Source organism: Pseudomonas sp., from assembly GCF_049301935.1.
In the GTDB taxonomy this organism is placed as follows: Bacteria; Pseudomonadota; Gammaproteobacteria; order Pseudomonadales; family Pseudomonadaceae; genus Aquipseudomonas.
In genome coordinates, this window is sequence record NZ_JBAQLP010000030.1 from 13,837 (window position 1) to 31,492 (window position 17,656).

The 17,656-nt window shown below is 60.1% G+C and carries 15 protein-coding genes and 1 tRNA gene; 13 read left to right on the forward strand and 3 right to left on the reverse strand.

Features of this window, described 5'->3' with window-relative positions; all coding sequences use genetic code 11:
- Positions 1 to 131 precede the first annotated feature (131 nt).
- The 7 genes from WA145_RS03615 to WA145_RS03645 all read left to right on the forward strand — a co-directional run bounded on the left by WA145_RS03615 (position 132) and on the right by WA145_RS03645 (position 8,142).
- Positions 132 to 1,376, forward strand: a complete 1,245-nt coding sequence (locus WA145_RS03615) for a saccharopine dehydrogenase family protein (protein ID WP_422580255.1) — start codon at positions 132 to 134, stop codon at positions 1,374 to 1,376.
- 247 nt (positions 1,377 to 1,623) lie between these two features.
- Positions 1,624 to 3,171 carry a 2-isopropylmalate synthase gene (locus WA145_RS03620; RefSeq protein ID WP_422580256.1) on the forward strand — a complete coding sequence of 516 codons (1,548 nt, stop codon included), beginning with the start codon at positions 1,624 to 1,626 and terminating at the stop codon, positions 3,169 to 3,171.
- Positions 3,168 to 3,986 carry an energy transducer TonB gene (locus WA145_RS03625; protein WP_422580257.1) on the forward strand — a complete coding sequence of 273 codons (819 nt, stop codon included), beginning with the start codon at positions 3,168 to 3,170 and terminating at the stop codon, positions 3,984 to 3,986. Before WA145_RS03620 ends, WA145_RS03625 begins: the two co-directional genes overlap by 4 nt.
- Entirely contained in the window at positions 3,983 to 4,435 is a 453-nt protein-coding gene (gene rimI / locus WA145_RS03630) for a ribosomal protein S18-alanine N-acetyltransferase (RefSeq protein WP_422580258.1), read from the forward strand. The genes WA145_RS03625 and rimI overlap by 4 nt, the downstream gene beginning before the upstream one ends.
- A gap of 140 nt (positions 4,436 to 4,575) precedes the next feature.
- Positions 4,576 to 6,486, forward strand: coding sequence for a bifunctional metallophosphatase/5'-nucleotidase (locus tag WA145_RS03635; protein WP_422580259.1), 1,911 nt, complete (start codon positions 4,576 to 4,578; stop codon positions 6,484 to 6,486).
- Positions 6,487 to 6,573: 87 nt separating this feature from the next.
- Entirely contained in the window at positions 6,574 to 7,218 is a 645-nt protein-coding gene (can, locus tag WA145_RS03640; protein ID WP_422580260.1) for a carbonate dehydratase, read from the forward strand.
- A gap of 3 nt (positions 7,219 to 7,221) precedes the next feature.
- Positions 7,222 to 8,142: a DMT family transporter gene (locus WA145_RS03645; RefSeq protein ID WP_422580261.1), complete on the forward strand. Its 921-nt coding sequence runs from the start codon at positions 7,222 to 7,224 to the stop codon at positions 8,140 to 8,142.
- Positions 8,143 to 8,421: 279 nt separating this feature from the next.
- On the opposite strand, the gene WA145_RS03650 is transcribed toward WA145_RS03645, so the two are convergent.
- The 3 genes from WA145_RS03650 to WA145_RS03660 all read right to left on the reverse strand — a co-directional run bounded on the left by WA145_RS03650 (position 8,422) and on the right by WA145_RS03660 (position 10,276).
- Complete coding sequence (locus tag WA145_RS03650; protein ID WP_422580262.1) at positions 8,422 to 9,006, reverse strand: hypothetical protein; 585 nt, start codon at positions 9,004 to 9,006, stop codon at positions 8,422 to 8,424.
- Positions 9,007 to 9,098: 92 nt separating this feature from the next.
- Positions 9,099 to 9,175: transfer RNA gene (locus WA145_RS03655), tRNA-Met, on the reverse strand.
- A 396-nt stretch (positions 9,176 to 9,571) separates the two neighbouring features.
- A complete protein-coding gene (locus tag WA145_RS03660) occupies positions 9,572 to 10,276 on the reverse strand; it encodes a DUF6901 family protein (RefSeq protein WP_422580263.1) in 705 nt (234 codons plus the stop codon).
- Positions 10,277 to 10,432: 156 nt separating this feature from the next.
- Between WA145_RS03660 and WA145_RS03665 the strand changes: the two genes are divergently transcribed.
- From WA145_RS03665 to WA145_RS03690, 6 genes are read left to right on the forward strand one after another with little or no spacing between them, the layout of a single operon-like run.
- Entirely contained in the window at positions 10,433 to 11,728 is a 1,296-nt protein-coding gene (locus WA145_RS03665) for an ATP-binding protein (RefSeq protein ID WP_422580264.1), read from the forward strand.
- A complete protein-coding gene (locus tag WA145_RS03670) occupies positions 11,725 to 13,071 on the forward strand; it encodes an HD domain-containing phosphohydrolase (protein ID WP_422580265.1) in 1,347 nt (448 codons plus the stop codon). The genes WA145_RS03665 and WA145_RS03670 overlap by 4 nt, the downstream gene beginning before the upstream one ends.
- Positions 13,072 to 13,617, forward strand: a complete 546-nt coding sequence (locus WA145_RS03675; protein WP_422580266.1) for a response regulator — start codon at positions 13,072 to 13,074, stop codon at positions 13,615 to 13,617.
- Positions 13,610 to 14,278, forward strand: coding sequence for a GTP-binding protein (locus tag WA145_RS03680; RefSeq protein WP_422580267.1), 669 nt, complete (start codon positions 13,610 to 13,612; stop codon positions 14,276 to 14,278). The genes WA145_RS03675 and WA145_RS03680 overlap by 8 nt, the downstream gene beginning before the upstream one ends.
- A complete protein-coding gene (locus WA145_RS03685; RefSeq protein ID WP_422580268.1) occupies positions 14,271 to 15,404 on the forward strand; it encodes a sensor histidine kinase in 1,134 nt (377 codons plus the stop codon). Before WA145_RS03680 ends, WA145_RS03685 begins: the two co-directional genes overlap by 8 nt.
- A 9-nt stretch (positions 15,405 to 15,413) precedes the next feature.
- Positions 15,414 to 17,654 carry an ATPase, T2SS/T4P/T4SS family gene (locus WA145_RS03690; RefSeq protein WP_422580269.1) on the forward strand — a complete coding sequence of 747 codons (2,241 nt, stop codon included), beginning with the start codon at positions 15,414 to 15,416 and terminating at the stop codon, positions 17,652 to 17,654.
- Positions 17,655 to 17,656 lie beyond the last annotated feature (2 nt).

Consider the following 17,656-nt stretch of genomic DNA (forward strand, 5'->3'; position numbering starts at 1 on the left):
TAGGGTGGACGGCGCTTTTTCCGTCCACCACCGGGTAATTGGTCAGGTGGATGAAAACAGCGTCATCCACCCTACGTGTTGTAAACCCGTAACACCTGTCTCTAAACCGCAGCACCCAGGAGGTGAAACAATTGAAGAAGAACGTTCTGATCATTGGTGCAGGAGGTGTCGCCAAGGTGGTGGCCCACAAGTGCGCGCAGCACAACGACGAACTCGGTCGAATTGCCATCGCGTCGCGCAACATCTCCAAATGCCAGGCCATCATCGATAGCGTAAAGGCCAAAGGCAGCTTGAAGCAGCCGGCTGAAATCCAGGCCTATGCCCTGAATGCGCTGGATATTGAAGCAACCAAGGCACTGATCCGCGAAACCGAAGCGCAGATCGTCATCAATGTCGGCTCGGCCTTCCTCAATATGTCGGTGCTGCGCGCCTGCATCGATACCGGCGCCGCCTACCTCGACACCGCCATCCACGAAGAACCGGGCAAGGTCTGCGAAACGCCGCCCTGGTACGGCAACTACGAGTGGAAGCACCTGGCCGAATGCCAGGAGCAGGGCGTGACCGCCATCCTCGGCGTCGGTTTCGACCCGGGCGTGGTCAATGCTTACGCCGCATTGGCGCAACAGCAGTACTTCGACAGGATCGAGTCGATCGACATCCTCGACGTCAACGCCGGTTCCCACGGCAAGTACTTCGCCACCAATTTCGACCCGGAAATCAACTTCCGCGAATTCACCGGTCAAGTCTGGAGCTGGCAGAACAGCCAGTGGACCAGCAACAGCATGTTCGAGGTCAAGCGCACCGACGACCTGCCGGTGGTCGGCGAACAGAATCTGTACCTGACCGGGCATGACGAAGTGCATTCCCTGTCCAAGCACCTGGACGTACCCAATGTGCGTTTCTGGATGAGCTTCGGTGAGCACTACATCAATGTGTTTACCGTGCTCAACAGCCTCGGCCTGCTCTCCGAGCAGCCGGTAAAAACCGCCGAAGGTCTCGACGTGGTGCCGTTGAAAGTGGTCAAGGCCGTACTGCCCGATCCAGCCTCGCTGGCGCCGGGCTATAGCGGCAAGACCTGCATTGGCGACCTGGTCAAAGGCAGCAAGGACGGCAAACCGGCCGAGCTGTTTATCTACAACGTTGCCGACCACAAGGACGCCTATGTCGAAACCGACAGCCAGGGCATTTCCTATACCGCCGGCGTACCGCCGGTCGCGGCTGCCTTGCTGGTCGCCCGTGGCGGCTGGGATGTGGCACGCATGGCCAACGTTGAACAGTTGCCGGCCGAACCGTTCCTCAAGCTGCTGGATCAGATGGGCCTGCCCACCCGGATCAAGGACGCCAATGGCGACCGCCCCTGGGATCAGGCCCTCTGATTGGCTGCGCCTAGCCTAGCCCGCTGAATCAGGCCGTAGGATGGGTTGAGCGAAGCGATACCCATCAGCTGTGCTAAGCAAACGCCCGCCACTTTGGCGGGCGTTGTGCTTTCTGGCCCGTGGACGGGGCTTTAGCCGTGATGTGCGCCACGCTTCCCGCCCGTGGCATTTCACGCGACAATCAACCCTTATCGACACGCGCCCCAACGTCGGGTGCGTGCTACGGCGACTCCGTGAGGAAACCAGCATGAGCAGCAACGATCGCGTCATTATTTTCGATACCACCCTGCGTGACGGCGAGCAGAGCCCCGGCGCCTCCATGACCGGTGAAGAAAAGCTGCGCATCGCCAAGGCCCTGGAGCGTTTGCGTGTCGACGTGATCGAGGCCGGTTTCGCCATCGCCAGCCCCGGCGATTTCGCCGCGGTCAAGGCGATTGCCGACAGCATCAAGGACAGCACCGTGTGCAGCCTGTCGCGCGCCCTGGATGCGGATATCGACCGCGCCGCCGAGGCGCTCAAGGGCGCCAACTCCGGGCGCATTCACACCTTTATCGCCACCAGCCCGATTCATATGCAGTACAAGCTGCGCATGCAGCCGGATCAGGTGGTCGAGCAGGCCGTGCACGCGGTCAAGCGCGCGCGCAACCTGTGCAGCGATGTCGAGTTCTCCTGCGAGGACGCCGGTCGTTCCGAGCTGGATTTCCTTTGCCGCATTATCGAAGCAGCCATCGATGCCGGCGCGCGCACCATCAATATCCCCGACACGGTCGGCTACGCCATTCCGCACCAGTACGCCGAGACCATTCGCCAGCTGCTCAACCGCGTACCCAACGCCGACAAGGCGGTGTTCTCCGTGCATTGCCACAACGACCTGGGTCTGGCCGTGGCCAACTCCCTGGCCGCCGTGGTGGCGGGCGCCCGTCAGGTCGAGTGCACCATCAACGGCCTCGGTGAGCGCGCCGGCAACGCCGCGCTGGAAGAGATCGTCATGGCGATCAAGACCCGTGAAGACCTGCTCGGCGTGCACACCCGTATCGACACCCCGCATATCCTCAGCACCTCGCGCATGGTCTCCGGTATCACCGGTTTCCCGGTGCAGCCGAACAAGGCCATAGTCGGCGCCAACGCCTTCGCCCACGAATCCGGTATTCACCAGGACGGCGTGCTCAAGCACCGCGAAACCTACGAGATCATGTCCGCCCAGTCGGTCGGCTGGAACGCCAACAAGATGGTCATGGGCAAGCACTCCGGGCGCGCCGCGTTCCGCTCGCGCCTGGACGAACTGGGTATCGTCCTGGCCGGTGAGACGGAGCTGAACGCCGCCTTCGCCCGCTTCAAGGACCTGGCCGACAAGAAACACGAAATCTTCGACGAAGACCTGCAGGCCCTGGTCTCCGACAGCCTGGCCGAAGAGGCGCCGGAACACTTCAAGCTGGTCACCCTGGAAGTGGCGAGCAAGACCGGCGAAGTGCCGCAGGCCAAGCTGGTGGTCAGTGTCGACGGTGTTGAACAGCATGCCGAGGCCCAGGGCTCCGGCCCGGTGGACGCCACCTTCAAGGCCATCGAATCGATTGCCGGCTCAGCTTCTAGCCTGCAGCTGTACTCGGTCAACGCCATCACCGAGGGCACCGATTCCCAGGGCGAGGTCACCGTGCGCCTGGAGAAGGCCGGGCGTATCGTCAATGGCAATGGTGCCGACACCGACATTCTGGTGGCATCGGCCAAGGCCTATATCAATGCGTTGAACCTGATGCAGGCCGGGCAGAAGGCTCACCCACAGGCGGCTGACGTTTGATTGCAGAACTGCGCCGGCGTGCTTACCTGAGCGCCATGCAGGTGGCCAGTTGGCTGCCGCGTGTGGAGCTGCCGTTTGCCGCGCCCTCACGCCCGGAGCTGCTGCAACCGCCCGCTGAGCCTGAGCCTGAAGTAGCCGCAGCGATACCGCGGGCGGTGGCTGAGGCGGCCCCGGCCGATAAATCACCGCTTGCCGACACACCGATTGTCGCGCCAATCACTCGACCCAAGATCGAGGTCCCACGCCCGGCGCCCCAGGGGCGCATGGCCAAGGTTGAGCCGGTTGTCGCCGATGCCGAAGCGCAGGTAGCGCCCCAGCCAGCCTCCGTCGCCCCACCACGTTTTGCCCTGCAATTGCTGCGCGCCGGCGCCTGTGCGGTGCTGGTCGAGCTGCCCACCGGCGAGCCGCTGCAAGGCCGTGACCCGGCCTATCTGCTGCTCAAGGACCTGCTGCGCGCCGCCGGCCTGCCAGACAGCCCGCAACTGATCGGCGAGCCGGTGCGCTGGCCGCTGCTGGTGCGCGGGCAGATCGACCAGGGCCCGCACGCGGCGCTGGAATATGTACAGAGTTTTGTCGGCGCACGCCTGGAAGAGCAGGAACCCTGCAGTTGCCTGTGGCTGGTGGGTTTGCCGGCTATTCGCTTTGCCGGTGAGGCCACTGCCGAAGCCTATAACCGTGAGTTGCAGGTTGAGGGGCTGGGCGCGGCCTGGGCGCTGCCCGGCCTGGAGTTACTGATGGATGAGCCCGAGCGCAAGCGCGAGCTGTGGCAGGCCATGCGCCGGGTGCGGCAGCGCTGGATGAGTGTGTCTGAATGAGTGATGCCATCAGCTTCCGCCCGATGACGGCGGCGGATATCGATACCGTGCTGAAAATCGAATACGCCGCGTTCAGCCATCCCTGGACGCGCGGCATCTTTACCGACAGCCTGACCGCCTACAACTGCTGGGTGATGTTCGAAGGCGAGCAGCAGGTCGGCCACGGCGTGATCCAGATCATCATGGATGAAGCGCACCTGCTGAATATCACCGTCAAGGCGCAAAGCCAGGGCCGCGGCCTGGGTTTGAAACTGCTCGAACACCTGATGCAGGAGGCCAAGAAGCAGGGCGCCAATGACTGTTTTCTGGAAGTGCGCGCCAGCAATCAGGTGGCCTACCGCCTGTATGAGCGCTACGGCTTTAACGAAGTCGGTCGGCGTCGCGATTACTACCCGGCTGTGGGTGGCCGCGAGGATGCGCTGGTGATGGTCTGCCCGCTGTTCGATTAGATTCTTGCCCAGCTGCGTGCTGACCCGATTGGCTACCGCCCACGGCGCTATTCGCCGCTGACCTGACGCAGGGCGTGTCGCATACTGGCGTGCGCTGCCCCGCGGCAGTGGTGTTCGGCCCATTGCCCTAAGGATTTGTCATGCGCCTGTCTGCCTGGTTGCTTGCGGTGTTTTGCCTATTCAGCGCCGCTCAGGCCTTCAGCGCCGAACGCAGCTTTACCATTCTGCACACCAACGACTGGCAATCACGTCTGCTCGGCTTTGGCCCGAACAACGAATATTCCCCCGCCACGACGGGTGATGACGACACAGTCGGCGGTGTCGCGCGCCTGGCCACCTTGCTTGAACAGCGCCGCGCTGCGGCGGGCGAGCAACCGGTGCTGCTGCTCGACGGCGGCGATTTCAGCATGGGCACGCTGTTTCATAGCGTGACCCGCGAAACCGGCGGCGAGCTGCGCCTGATGAGCGAGCTGGGTTATGACGCGGCGACCCTGGGCAACCACGAGTTTGATTTTCGTCCGGCCGGCTTGGCCGCGATGCTCAGTGCGGCGCACAGGATCAAGGGCGATGCGCTGATGCCGCTGCTGTCGAGCAACCTCGGCTTCGACCCCGCGCGCACGGAAGATGACAGCCTGCAGGCCCACTATGAGGCCGGGCGCATTGCGCCGTACAAGCTGATCGACAAGGGCGGCATTCGTTTTGGCCTGTTCGGCCTGCTCGGCAACAACGCCGTGGCGGTCAGCCCGATGATCACGCCGGTGCTGTTTGCCGATCCGCTGGTGACCGCCAAAGCCATGGTTGCCAAGCTGCGCGAGGAGGGCGCCGAGGTGATCATTCTGCTTTCGCACATGGGTGTGGTGCAGCAGGAAGACGGCAGCTGGCGCGGCGAGGAAGTCGAGCTGGTCGAGCAGGTGCCGGGCATCGATATCGTCGTCGGTGGTCACTCGCACACGGCGTTGGCGCAGCCTGTGCTGGTGGGTGGGCGCACGCCGGTGATGCAGGCCGGCTCCGAGATCCAGCACCTGGGCGAGCTGCGCATGCGCCTGCCGGCGGATGGCAAGCCGCAGGTGGTCGACTACCAATTGCACCCGATCAATGACCAGATTGCCGGCAGCGCCGCGATCACCGCCCAGGTCGAGGACTTCAAACAGGTGGTCAGCGCGCAGATGCTGGCGCCCAAGGGCTACGCTTTCGATCAGCCGCTGGCCAGGGTCGACAAGACCCTGACCCGCGCGTATGCCGACCCGATTCTCGGCAACCTGGTCACCGACGCCCTGCGCCACGCCACGGGCAGTGATGTGTCGTTCACCGGCAACGGCACCATCCGCGACAACCTGATCATGGGTCGGCATGGTGTGCAGGCGGTGTCCGACCTGTTCCGCATCGCTCCGCTGGGTGTTGGCGAGCTGGATGATGCGCCGGGTTATCCGCTGATCAAGGTGTATGTCAGCGGCCAGGAGCTGAAGAGCCTGCTCGAAGTGCTGCTGCTGGCCTATCAGATGCGTGAAAGCCAAAGCTACTACCCGCGCGTGTCGGGCCTGCGCTTCAGCTACAACCCCTGGCGCGTGCCGTTCGACCGGGTCAGCCGGATTGAGCTGGGCGACCCGATCAACGGCTATACGCCGCTGGACCTGGCCGATACGCGGCTCTACAGCATCGGTACCACCAGCTATGTCGGCAGCTTTACCTGGCTGGTCAGTGACCTGACCAAGGGCCTGCTCAGCGTGCAGCCCAAGGATGCTCAGGGTCAGCCGCTGGCGGCGATCACGGACGCAATCATTGACGCCGACCCGCAGCAGCCCGGCGTGCAGGAATATAAAGAGTGGCAGGGCCTGCTCGACCATATTCGCGGCCTGCCGGACCTGGACGGCGACGGTCTGGCCGATATCCCGACCCAGGGCGCGGCAGCCGAGCAGCGCATGCTGCGTGCGCCCAGCCTGCAGCCTGCTGAGCTGTATCGCTACGCCGGGCCGCTGCAGTGGGGCGTAAGCCTGGTGCTGTTGGCAGGCCTGCTGCTGATTCTCTGGTTGTGGCGCCGCCGCCGCGCCTGAACAGGCTGCCGTGCTTGAGCGCCGCGCGTGCTTGTCAAAAGCCCGCAGCGCTCCTATGGTGCGCATCGACGAACCTGGGAGTGACGCATGAGCGATCTACAACACCTCTTCGATAACAACGCACGCTGGGCCGAGGCAATCAAAGAGGAAGATCCCGAGTTCTTCGCCAAGCTGGCCCAGCAGCAGGTGCCGGAGTACCTGTGGATCGGCTGTTCCGATGCGCGGGTGCCGGCCAACGAGATTGTCGGTCTGCTGCCGGGCGATCTGTTCGTCCATCGCAATGTCGCCAACGTGGTGCTGCACACCGACCTCAACTGCCTGTCGGTAATTCAGTACGCGGTCGATGTGCTCAAGGTCAAACATATCCTGGTCACCGGCCACTATGGCTGCGGCGGTGTACGCGCCTCCATGCAGGACACCCAGTTCGGCCTGATCGACGGCTGGCTGCGCAGCATCCGTGACCTCTACTACGAGCACCGCGAGCATCTGGGGCAACTGCCCAGCGAGGAAGAGCAGGTTGACCGCCTCTGTGAACTCAACGTGATCCAGCAGGTGGCCAACGTCAGCCACACTACCATCGTGCAGAACGCCTGGCATCGCGGTCAGCCACTGGCGGTGCATGGCTGTATCTACGGCATCAAGGACGGCCGCTGGAAGAACCTCAACGTCACCGTCAGCGGTATGGAGCAGCTGCCGCCGCAATACCGCCTGCGCCCGCTCGGGCAGAGCTGAGGTATGCATTCCTCCGTACGTGTCGCGCTGGCCGGGCTGCTGCTGGCAACGCTGTGCTGGTCCGGCAATGCCCTGGTGGCTCGGGCCTTTGCCGGTGATATCCCGCCGTTCGCCTTGTCATTCTGGCGCTGGAGCCTGGCCCTGGTTCTGCTGTTGCCCTTTGTGGCCAAGCCGCTGTGGCAACACCGCGCGGCATTGCGTGCGGCCGGCTGGCGCTTGCTGGTGCTCGCCAGCATCGGCATTGCGGGCTACAACAGCCTGCTGTACGCCGCCGCGCAAACCACCGCAGCGATCAATATCACCCTGGTCAATACCTGCCTGCCGCTGATGACCTTTATTGGCGCCGGCCTGCTACTCGGCGAGTGGCCGCAGCGCCGCGCCTGGTGGGGTATGACAGTGGCCGCAGGCGGACTGCTGGTGCTGATCAGCAAAGGCAGCTGGGCCAGCCTCAGTGGCCTGGCATTCAATCAGGGCGATCTGATCATGCTGCTGGCGGTGGCCGACTGGGCGCTCTACTCATTGCTGCTGCGGCGCTGGGCCAGCTACCTGCTGCCGATTCCAGCGCTGGCCCTGCTGGGCGTGCTGATGCTGTTAGGGGTGCCGCTGATTCTGCCGTTCTACCTGTACGAGCTGTCCCGGGGCGCACACTTCAACCTGACCGCAGAGAACTTGGCCGCCATCGGCTACACCGCGATCTTCGCCTCACTGCTTGCCTACCTCGCCTGGAACCACGCCATCCGCGTACTCGGCGCCGCCAAGGCAGCGCTCTCCAACTACCTGATGCCGGTGTTTACCGCCATATTGGGTTGGCTGTTGCTGGGGGAGGGCTTGCAGAGTTATCACTGGCTCGGCGCCGCATTGATCTTTGCGGGCTTGCTGCTGGGTACGCAGGGGTGGGCGAAAAGTCGGCAAGCGACTCAGTAGCGCGCGTCATCCCTTCGTCAGTCATCCACCATTGCGGTTTGTCGGTAGACCGCCATGGTGGGTTACGGCGCGTTGAGCGTCGCTGGGGCTTTGCTGATTCCGGTTTGCGCAATCCCCATGGGTGGGGTAAATGCCGCAAACCCGCCGGGAGCGGGCGCGGCCTATCTACCCCTAGGTATTACCGCGCTTTATGCATCGTATAGTCGTTCGGGACGACTCAACACATAACTAAAAACCTATGAGCCGCTGCGGCTGCAAGGTGATTCAGTTTGATTCTTACTAGCGGCGTAACTGATACCCGCTCCACAATATTATGGGGTTCTGCCCTGGGGTATCTGCTGCGGCAGCGGTGATTAGCCCTTCCTTTACTCGCCATACGACTAGTTTCTTGCCGAATGGATCAGTGCCAAATTTGGCACCTGGCATCTGGTCTAGACGCGGATAGTCGGCAAGCTTTCGCAATAGGTAGTCATCTAGACGCTCAAAACTTCCGGCCGCAAACTCGATGCGTACGTTGGTTAGCTTATTCTTGGAGAAGAAAAAAGTTACCAGGCGAGCCGGAATGTTGTCGTAGGCATTGCTGATGTTTGCTGAGCAAAGGTAGTCATTTTGCGCGTTAATACGTTCCGCAGGGCCCAGGTTGCCATAGCACTTCAACTTGTGACCGCGAGCCTGATTCTCGCTAATGACTGCGGCTTGATCTCGCATGGAATAATAATCCGGCGATTCTGAATAAGTGGGTGTGCCCAGGCGAGCATACCAGTCGTAAATTGCGTGCTGGTAATGCAGAGGAAGTGCGGGGTAGAGGAGTTTTGCGACGCCACACAACACGACTATAACGAAGATCGGTTTTAGGAGTTTCATTGGCATCCTGCCTTTTGAGGGAGTGGGCACGCTGTAGTTGTCACTCGCGCGCACAAAAAAGGGCTTAGCTTTCGCTAAACCCTTGTTTTGTTTGGTGGCTACGCAGGGACTTGAACCCCGGACCCCAGCATTATGAATGCTATGCTCTAACCAGCTGAGCTACGTAGCCAAGTGGCGCGCATTATTCGCGTCTTGGGGGTGGGTGTCAAGCCTGTTGAGTGAAAATTTCTGCGCGTGATCAAGCGCTTAGGTGTTAGGCGGGAAGTTCAGTGCTAAAGGTAAGTTATTGAGGCAGTGGCCCGGGTTTCGTTGTTTTTATTCCCGGGTTTGGCTCCGTGCCATTCATGCCGAGCATGGTGATGCGTTGCCGCCATCGAAGCGGAACGCTTATGGCTCGGCAGTGGAAAACCAATTTCACACTGGGCCCGATCAGTGGGCTTGTTCGAGCCATTGTCGGCAATGGTAGCAGGGCTGCCTACTCGCTAAGGGGGCGGTAACAGATGCCGTTCCGGTCTCAAGTCTGGGGGCGCAACCCATCAGCCAGGCGCTCTACAGTCGCTGTGAATTACCCCTGTTGTTGAGTAGGCAGGTAGTCCGAAAAGTACCTGTCGAGCTCGCCTTCATACTGATCAAGGGAACTTAGAGCGGAGGATGCAAGCAGATCCAGGAGGATCAGCCCATTTACGCTGGAGTCTTCTTGAGCGGCCGAGCGCAGGCGCTTGGCAATTCCTTGGTTGATCACGCGAAGGTTTTTATACCCTTCTCGAAGGCCAGTCAGGGACCAGTCAGCAGGCAGTCCCTGGATGGCCCTTAGGTGCTGGCCGAGCAGGTAGGTGCCAATCGCGCGGAATAATGTCTCATCGTTATCGCTGAATGGCTGGTGGAACCAGGCCATCGCCCTGAGAAACGCCGTGTGTGGACAGCCACTCGTTGCCCCGATAGCTCCCAGCATGGAGCCGACAGCGCGTTGCAGTGTTGTGTGCTGGTGGATCTCGCGGCCTCGATGAGTCACCTGGACATCAACTTCGGTATGAGAAAGCCGTTCTCCCAAAAAACGTACGGGTGCCTCGAGTGCTGTGGCGAACGGGCAGTGGCTTACTGCGTCGACGGAAAGAGGGCAGTTCGGGCATTGGTGGAAGCCTAATCGAGTCCACTCGGCATGCTCGGTTGCCGGTGGCGTTTCAGTCAGGGCTATGGTGTGTTCGGCTGACTGGCCATCGGCAAAGAGGAGGCGGTAGACAATGAAACTTTCATTCAGATTTTGCGTCATCAGCTAACCTGACCTTAGCATTTGGCTCTGCAGAATATGGCCAAATGCTATTGCGTTATAATTGTGGCGCCCGAATTTTGACGTCATACTCTGGTAAACGGATTTAGTGTTCGTCGGCCATTTTGGCGAACCTGACGAATGCTTCGGGAGTATGCGATGGACAATTTTTCCCCAGAGCTTTTCAGTTCCCTGGTCGAGCGGATCGACCTAGGGGTCATCGTTCTGGACTCCGACCTGTGCATCCTTCGCTGGAATGGCTTCATTAGCCAGCGTAGCGGAAAGAATCAGTCACTGGCTAGCGGTCGACCCTTCCTTGAAGTCTTTCCAGATGCAGATACGCAGTCGTTCGCCAAGATTGTTGAGTTGGCGCGAGATCGGGGTATTCATGTCTACAATCACTGGCTTGAACAGGCCCCCCTGGTTCAGCTGCGCGCTGAGGCAGCTGGCGAAGCAGTTGATGATGCAGGCCTGCACCTGCAGAGCAGCTTGTTTTTCCCGTTTGAGGGGCCGGGCGGTGAGCTCTATTTTGGTCTGGTGCTGTTTGACACCGGCTCCATCGCCAAGTCCAGCGCCCACCTGGAGTCTGCCCTCAAGGCTCTTCGCTCGAAGCAGGTGGAGCAGAATAACCTGCTGCGCAAACTGGAAGCAGCCAACAACCAGCTGCTGCAGTCGGAGAAGCTGGCGGCGATTGGCCAGTTGGCGGCTGGCGTTGCCCATGAAATCAACAACCCCATCGGCTTTGTGTTCTCCAACCTGAAGACCCTCAGTGGTTATGTGCAGGATCTGCTGAAGATCATCGATGCAGTGGACGCTGTGGCTGACCTGGATGAGTTGCGCCAGCTCAAGCGTGGTCTGGAGTACGACTATATTCGCGGCGATGTAGGGGCTCTGATCGATGAGTCTGAGGATGGCATCGACCGGGTCAAGCGCATCATCAGCGCGCTTAAGGACTTTTCCCATATTGAAGAGGAAGAGTTCCGCCCTGCGGACCTGCATCGTGGCCTCGATACCACGCTTAACGTGGTCAACAACGAACTTAAATACAAAGCCGAAGTGGTCAAAGAGTACGCGGACCTGCCTGAGGTTGAGTGTATTGCGTCGCAGATCAATCAGGTGGCCATGAACCTGCTGGTGAATGCCGCCCATGCTATCGAGAAGTTCGGTCGAATCACCCTGCGCACCGGTCTTGAGTATGACGAGGTGTGGCTGGAGGTAGAGGACACGGGCAAGGGCATAGAGCCGAAAGTCCTCAACCGCATTTTTGAGCCCTTCTTCACCACCAAACCGGTTGGCAAAGGGACGGGGCTGGGGTTGGCACTGTCCTACACCATAGTGCAGAGGCATAACGGCCGCATTGAAGTGAAGAGCGAGGTTGGTACTGGCACGCGCTTCCGGGTCTATTTACCCATAAAGCAACCTGTTGAGCGTCCACAGCCGGAGATCTCACCGTGAGTGATGTGGGGCGCGAGTCACTGACCCTGCTGCTGGTGGATGATGAGGAAAATATCCTTAATAGCCTGCGGCGGGTCTTGCGTGGGGAGTCTTACAAGCTGCTGACCGCTGCAAGTGGCGAGGCCGCATTGGAGCAATTGCAATCGGTGCATGTCGATCTGGTGATTTCCGATGCGCGGATGCCGGGCATGGATGGCGCCACTCTGTTGGCTGAGGTGCAACGGCGCTGGCCTGGCTGTGTGCGTATCCTGTTGACCGGGTACGCCGATTTAACCACCACGGTTAAGGCAATCAACGAGGGGCAAATTTACCGCTACATCAGCAAGCCGTGGGACGATGACGAGCTGCGCCTGATCATTCGTCAGGCGCTTGCCTTTCAGCACTCCGAGCGTGAGCGTAAGCGTCTAGAGGCACTGACTCAGGAGCAGAATATACAGCTGCAGGAGCTTAATGCCTCCTTGGAACAGCGTGTTGTCGCGCGTACCGCAGAGCTACAACAAACCGCCGATATGCTCGACCTCGCCTATGAGGAGTTACGCAATAGCTACGTCACCGCAACCGAGGTGTTTGCCAATCTGGTGGCTCAGCGTCTGAGCAAGGAGCGGCAGACCAATACCCAGGTCATTGCGTTGGTCAAAGCCTATGCCGAGCACTATGGCCTGGCCGCGCGGCTGAGCAACGATCTGGCCATGGCGGCCGCGCTATACAACATTGGCAAACTCGCCTGGGACGATCAGCTACTCACCCGGCCCTCCGATCTGCTGTACAAAGAGGAAAGGGCGCGTTACCGCAAGTATCCAGAAATCGGTGAGAGCCTGCTGATGACCCTTGAGCCTATCCAGGATGCAGGGCTCATCATCCGTAGTCATCAGGAGCGCTGGGATGGCCAAGGGTATCCTGACCGGCTCACGGGCGAAGATATCCCTGTCGGCGCACGTATTCTTAGATTAGCTGTGGATTTCATCGAGCTGCAGCGCGGCATGATCCTTGAGCGCAAGCTCAATCGTGACGAGGCGCTGCTGCTGATCAAGAAATATGCCGGACGTTTGTACGATCCACAGATCTGTGAATGCTTTATCGAGTTGTGTACCACGCTCGCGCCCGATCTGGTTCTCGCTGACAACAGCATCATTGCTTTGGATATCCGCCGCCTGGAGCCGGGTATGGTACTGGCACGCAACCTCTATGCAGAGAACGGCATGTTGCTGCTGAACGAAGGCAAGCCACTGACCCGCCCATTGATAGACAAGTTAGCCGCTTTCGAAGCTTCTGAGGGCGCGCGTTACACCCTCTTCGTGCGTAAGTCCGAGGCCGATAGCGGCGTTCTCACAGGAGTGTCCTGAATGGTCAAAATTCAGCTGGTGGATGATGAGCCGAACATCCTTGCCGCGCTGCAACGGCTGCTGCGTCCCTATCACTGGGAGTTGCATGCCTTTACTGATGCCCAGGAGGCGTTGCTCGCGCTCACTGAGCATGAGTACGCGGTGATCATTTCGGACTACAAGATGCCCAACCTCGATGGCATCACCTACCTGCAGTTCGCCAAACAGCGCCAACCGCACGCTATGCGGATGGTGCTCAGTGGCCATGGTGACCGCCAGTCGATGATGAAAGCGATCAACCAGGCGGAAATTTATCGCTTCCTGTCCAAGCCCTGGGAGGACTATGAAATCGAGACCGCCCTAAAAGCGGCCATCGACCTTTATTTGTTGCGCTCAGAAAACCAACGTCTGGTTACCCAAGTGCGTAATCAAAAGAACGCACTGGAGCGCCAGCGGCAGGAATTGTTGCGTTTGGAAGCAGAGCATCCTGGCATCACCCGGGTGCTGCGTGATGCCGAGGGCGCACTGGTCTTGGATGACGACGTCGACGAGAGTACGCATGGCTGAGTACTTGGCGCTTGAGCGCAAGCTCATGCTCAAGGTGGTGTATTACGGGCCGGCCTTGAGTGGCAAAACCACCAACCTGATGCAGCTGCATACCTTATTGCAGCCGCAGCGCAAAGGTGAGCTGATGGTGCTCGAAACCCGTGATGACCGTACTCTGTTTTTCGATGTGCTGCCCATCGGCCTGCACAGCCAAACCGGCCTGGATCTGCGCCTGAAACTCTACACCGTGCCCGGTCAGGTGCAGCATGACAGTACGCGCAAGGCGGTATTGTCGCGTGCCGACGGAGTGATTTTTGTTGCCGACTCACAACCGGCCCAGCAGGACAACAATGCCAACGCATTCGATAACCTGGCCGATAACCTGCAGAAGCTGGGCATGGATATCGAGCGCCTGCCGCTGGTGGTGCAATTCAATAAGCGCGACATCCCCGGAGCAGTGGCTGAAGACGAACTGCAGGAGCGCTGGGGCGCTACACCCTGGGCGCCGTTGAGCATGGCGTCCGCCTTGAATGGCCTGGGGGTGGTGGAAAGCTTTCGCCAATTGCTGCATCGCCTCTATCCACAGCTGGATGCCGAGTTCCATCTGGCTGAGCGCGAAGGGCTACCGCTGGACGAGTTCGTCCGGCAGTTGAGCAGCCTGGATGGGGCCTCCCATGCGTAAGTTCGATGATGATCCGTGTCTCGACGATCTACTTGATCGCGAGCGTCGTGCGCGCTTGCTCGAGCTATTGCAGTCACTGTGTGGCGAGAGTTTCCGCCTAGACACTGAGCGACAGAGCGGCGCAGAGCCGGTTGAGTTCAACCTGGACACCCTCGCCTGGTTGAGTTGCGCCACGTCACCCCTTCGGCAAGCCCCGGCGGCACGCCTGCTGGAATTCATCCTCTACTACGTTGCCAAGTACCGCCTGGCCGCCAGCTTGCACCACGACACTACCGAGGCCAGTTTCGCCGAACTGCAACGCCAGCATGCTGCGCTGCAGGAGTCGCAGGCCCTCTACAAGGCGTTGTCCGAGCACCTGCAGTCGCGCGTGGATGAGCAGGTCAAAGTTATCGAGGGGGCGCAGCAGCAGCTCTACGAGAGCGCTCGCCTGCGCGCCATCGGCCAGCTGGCTGCCGGTGTGGCCCACGAAATTAACAACCCCATTGGCTTTATCTCCAGCAACCTGAGGGCGGCCGGCGAGTATCTTGACGAGCTGAGTTGCAAGCTGCCAGACGAACAGGACACCGGGGCCGTATTAGACGATTTTCGCGCTCTGCTGCAGGAATCGATCAGTGGGGCTCAGCGTATCGCGGCCATCGTTACCGACCTGAAAACCTTCTCCAATATTGATCAGCAGGATTTTGTGCCCTGCGACCTTAACCGGCTAATCGCCACCACCTGCCATCTGATTGAGGCCGAGTGCAGCCATGGCTTAACCATTGCGCAGCGGCTGGAGCCACTGCCGCAGTTGGCGGGCTATCCGGCGAAGATATCTCAGGCGCTCTACAACGTACTCGACAATGCCATAAAGGCAATTTCTGGCCCTGGGGGGCGGGTGCGTATAGCCAGTCGAGTGGCCGAAAGCGGCTGCAGTGAAGTGCTGATCGAGGACAACGGCTGTGGCATTGCCACCGAGCATCTTGACTGCCTATTCGATCCTTTTTTCACCACCCGCCCGGTAGGCTCAGGCACCGGGCTGGGCTTGAGCGTAGCCCGCGACATTATGACCGCCCATCGTGGGGAGATCCTCGTGCGCAGCAAGCTGGGTGCTGGCACGCGGGTGACCCTGCGCTTTCTGAGTCAGTAAGGAGCTGTAGTGGCCAAACAATACGCGTCACTCTTCGTTGGCAAGGCGCCCATGAGCGACATGCTTGATGCAGTGCCTACTACGCCATACCAGCTGCTATTGGTGGACGACGAGCCCAGCATCCTGGCGGCACTGCGTCGAGTCTTCCAGCGCGAGAATTATCAGCTGCACTTCGCCCGCAATGGCGTCGAAGCCATAAAAATTCTCGCCAGCCAGGATATTCATCTAATCATCAGCGATTTCATGATGCCGGAAATGAACGGCAGCGAACTGCTGGCCCAGGTGCGCGAGCGTTGGCCGGCGACTATTCGCATCATGCTCACCGGGCATGCCAACACGGACGCGGTGATGGGCTCGATCAGAGATGGGGCGGTCTATCGCTTTATCCTCAAACCCTGGAACGACGATGATCTGCGCCTGACCATCGCCCTGGCTCTTGAGCAATATGCATTGCAACAACGTAACCGCGCCCTGCAGCAGCAGAACCAGAAGCAACATCGGGATCTGGAAACGCTGGCCAAACTGAGTGTGACCAACCGCAGCCAATTGGCCATTCTGTTGCACAAAAAGGGCCTGCTTAACGCTCAGCAGATCCAGCAGCTGCACAAGGAAATGCAAACCCATAAGACGCCAGTACTGCGTCAGTTGATGCAGCACGACTGGATCGACAGCGCCAAGATTCATGAGCTGTTGCGTAAAGATTTGATGTTTGAGGAGATCGACCTTCGCGAGTTCGAGGCGGACCCATCACTGCTCGCCCTGGTACCTCAGGCCGTGTGTGTACGGCAGTTGGTTTTACCCTTGCGCGTGCTGGATAAACGTATGCGCCTGGCTATGGCTGATCCGCTCGATCAAGGCCTGATCGACGAGTTGGGCTTCATTACCGGGCTCAGCATTCATCCCATTCTGTGCGATTTGCCGCAGTTGCAAGCCAAGCTGGGCGAAATATTCGGCGACTCGGAACGGCTGGAAGATCTTGCCACCGTGGTGGGCAGCAGCGACCCCTACGAGGGTATCGAGATCGTCCTTGAGGATGATGGCAGTGGTGAAAGCCTGGAGCAGTTGCTGGGCAGCTCGGAGGAGCCGCCGGCGATTCGCCTGGTCAATGCGGTGATTCTCGAAGCCCTGCGCCTGGGGGCCAGTGACATCCATATCCATCCGCGTACCAAGCACGTTGTCGTGCGCTATCGTATCGATGGGGTATTGCGCGACACGATCCAGATTCCCAGCACCCTGTTGATGTCGTTGGTCTCGCGTATCAAGATCATGGCTGAAATGGACATCACTGAGCGGCGCCGCCCTCAGGATGGGCGGATCACCGTCAAGACTCCGATGCGCATTGTCGACTTACGCATTTCTACCTTACCGACCATCAACGGCGAGAAAGTGGTGATGCGCGTGCTGGAGCGCCAATCAGCAGCCCAGTCGCTAGAGGAGCTAGGGCTGTCAGCCAACAACTTGCGTCGCCTGCTGCACGTGGTGAGCAAGCCGCAGGGCATCATCCTCGCCACAGGGCCTACTGGCAGTGGCAAAACCACGACCCTGTTTGCCCTGCTGCAGCATGGGGCTTCGCCGGAGAAGAACTACGTCACCATCGAAGACCCGGTGGAGATTCACGTAGACCTGGCCGGCCAGGTACCGGTGCGCGATCGTATCGGCCTGAGCTTCGCCAACATCCTGCGCGCCATCCTGCGCCAGGACCCTGACGTCATCTTGCTCGGTGAAATCCGCGACGAGGAAACCGCCGATGTGGCCTTTCATGCCGCTCTGACAGGCCATTTGGTGTTCTCCACGTTACACACCAATTCAGCCTCGGCGACCATCGCACGGCTTTTCGACCTAGGACTAAAGCCCTATGTATTGGCCTCGGCGCTGGAGGCCATCATCGCCCAGCGCCTGGTGCGGCGGATTTGCGCCTTATGCCGCGCGCCCGTGCAGCCGCCCCTTGAGCGCCTGCGCAGCCTCGGCCCGGAGTTTCTCGAGCCGGGCATGCAGTTCTTTCAGGGCACAGGCTGCAACCAATGCAACCAGGGCTACAAGGGGCGGGTCGGCATCCATGAAGTGCTGACCATGAGTGACCTGTTGCGCGATGCCATCGCCCAGGGCGCAGGTGTTACTCAACTGCAGGCCATCGCCCGCCAGCAGGGCATGACCAGCCTGCTCGACGACGCCCGTGAAAAGATCAATCAGGGCCTCACTACCGTGGAAGAGGTGTTACGCCTGCTCGGTCCCCAGGACCTTCAGGAATAAAT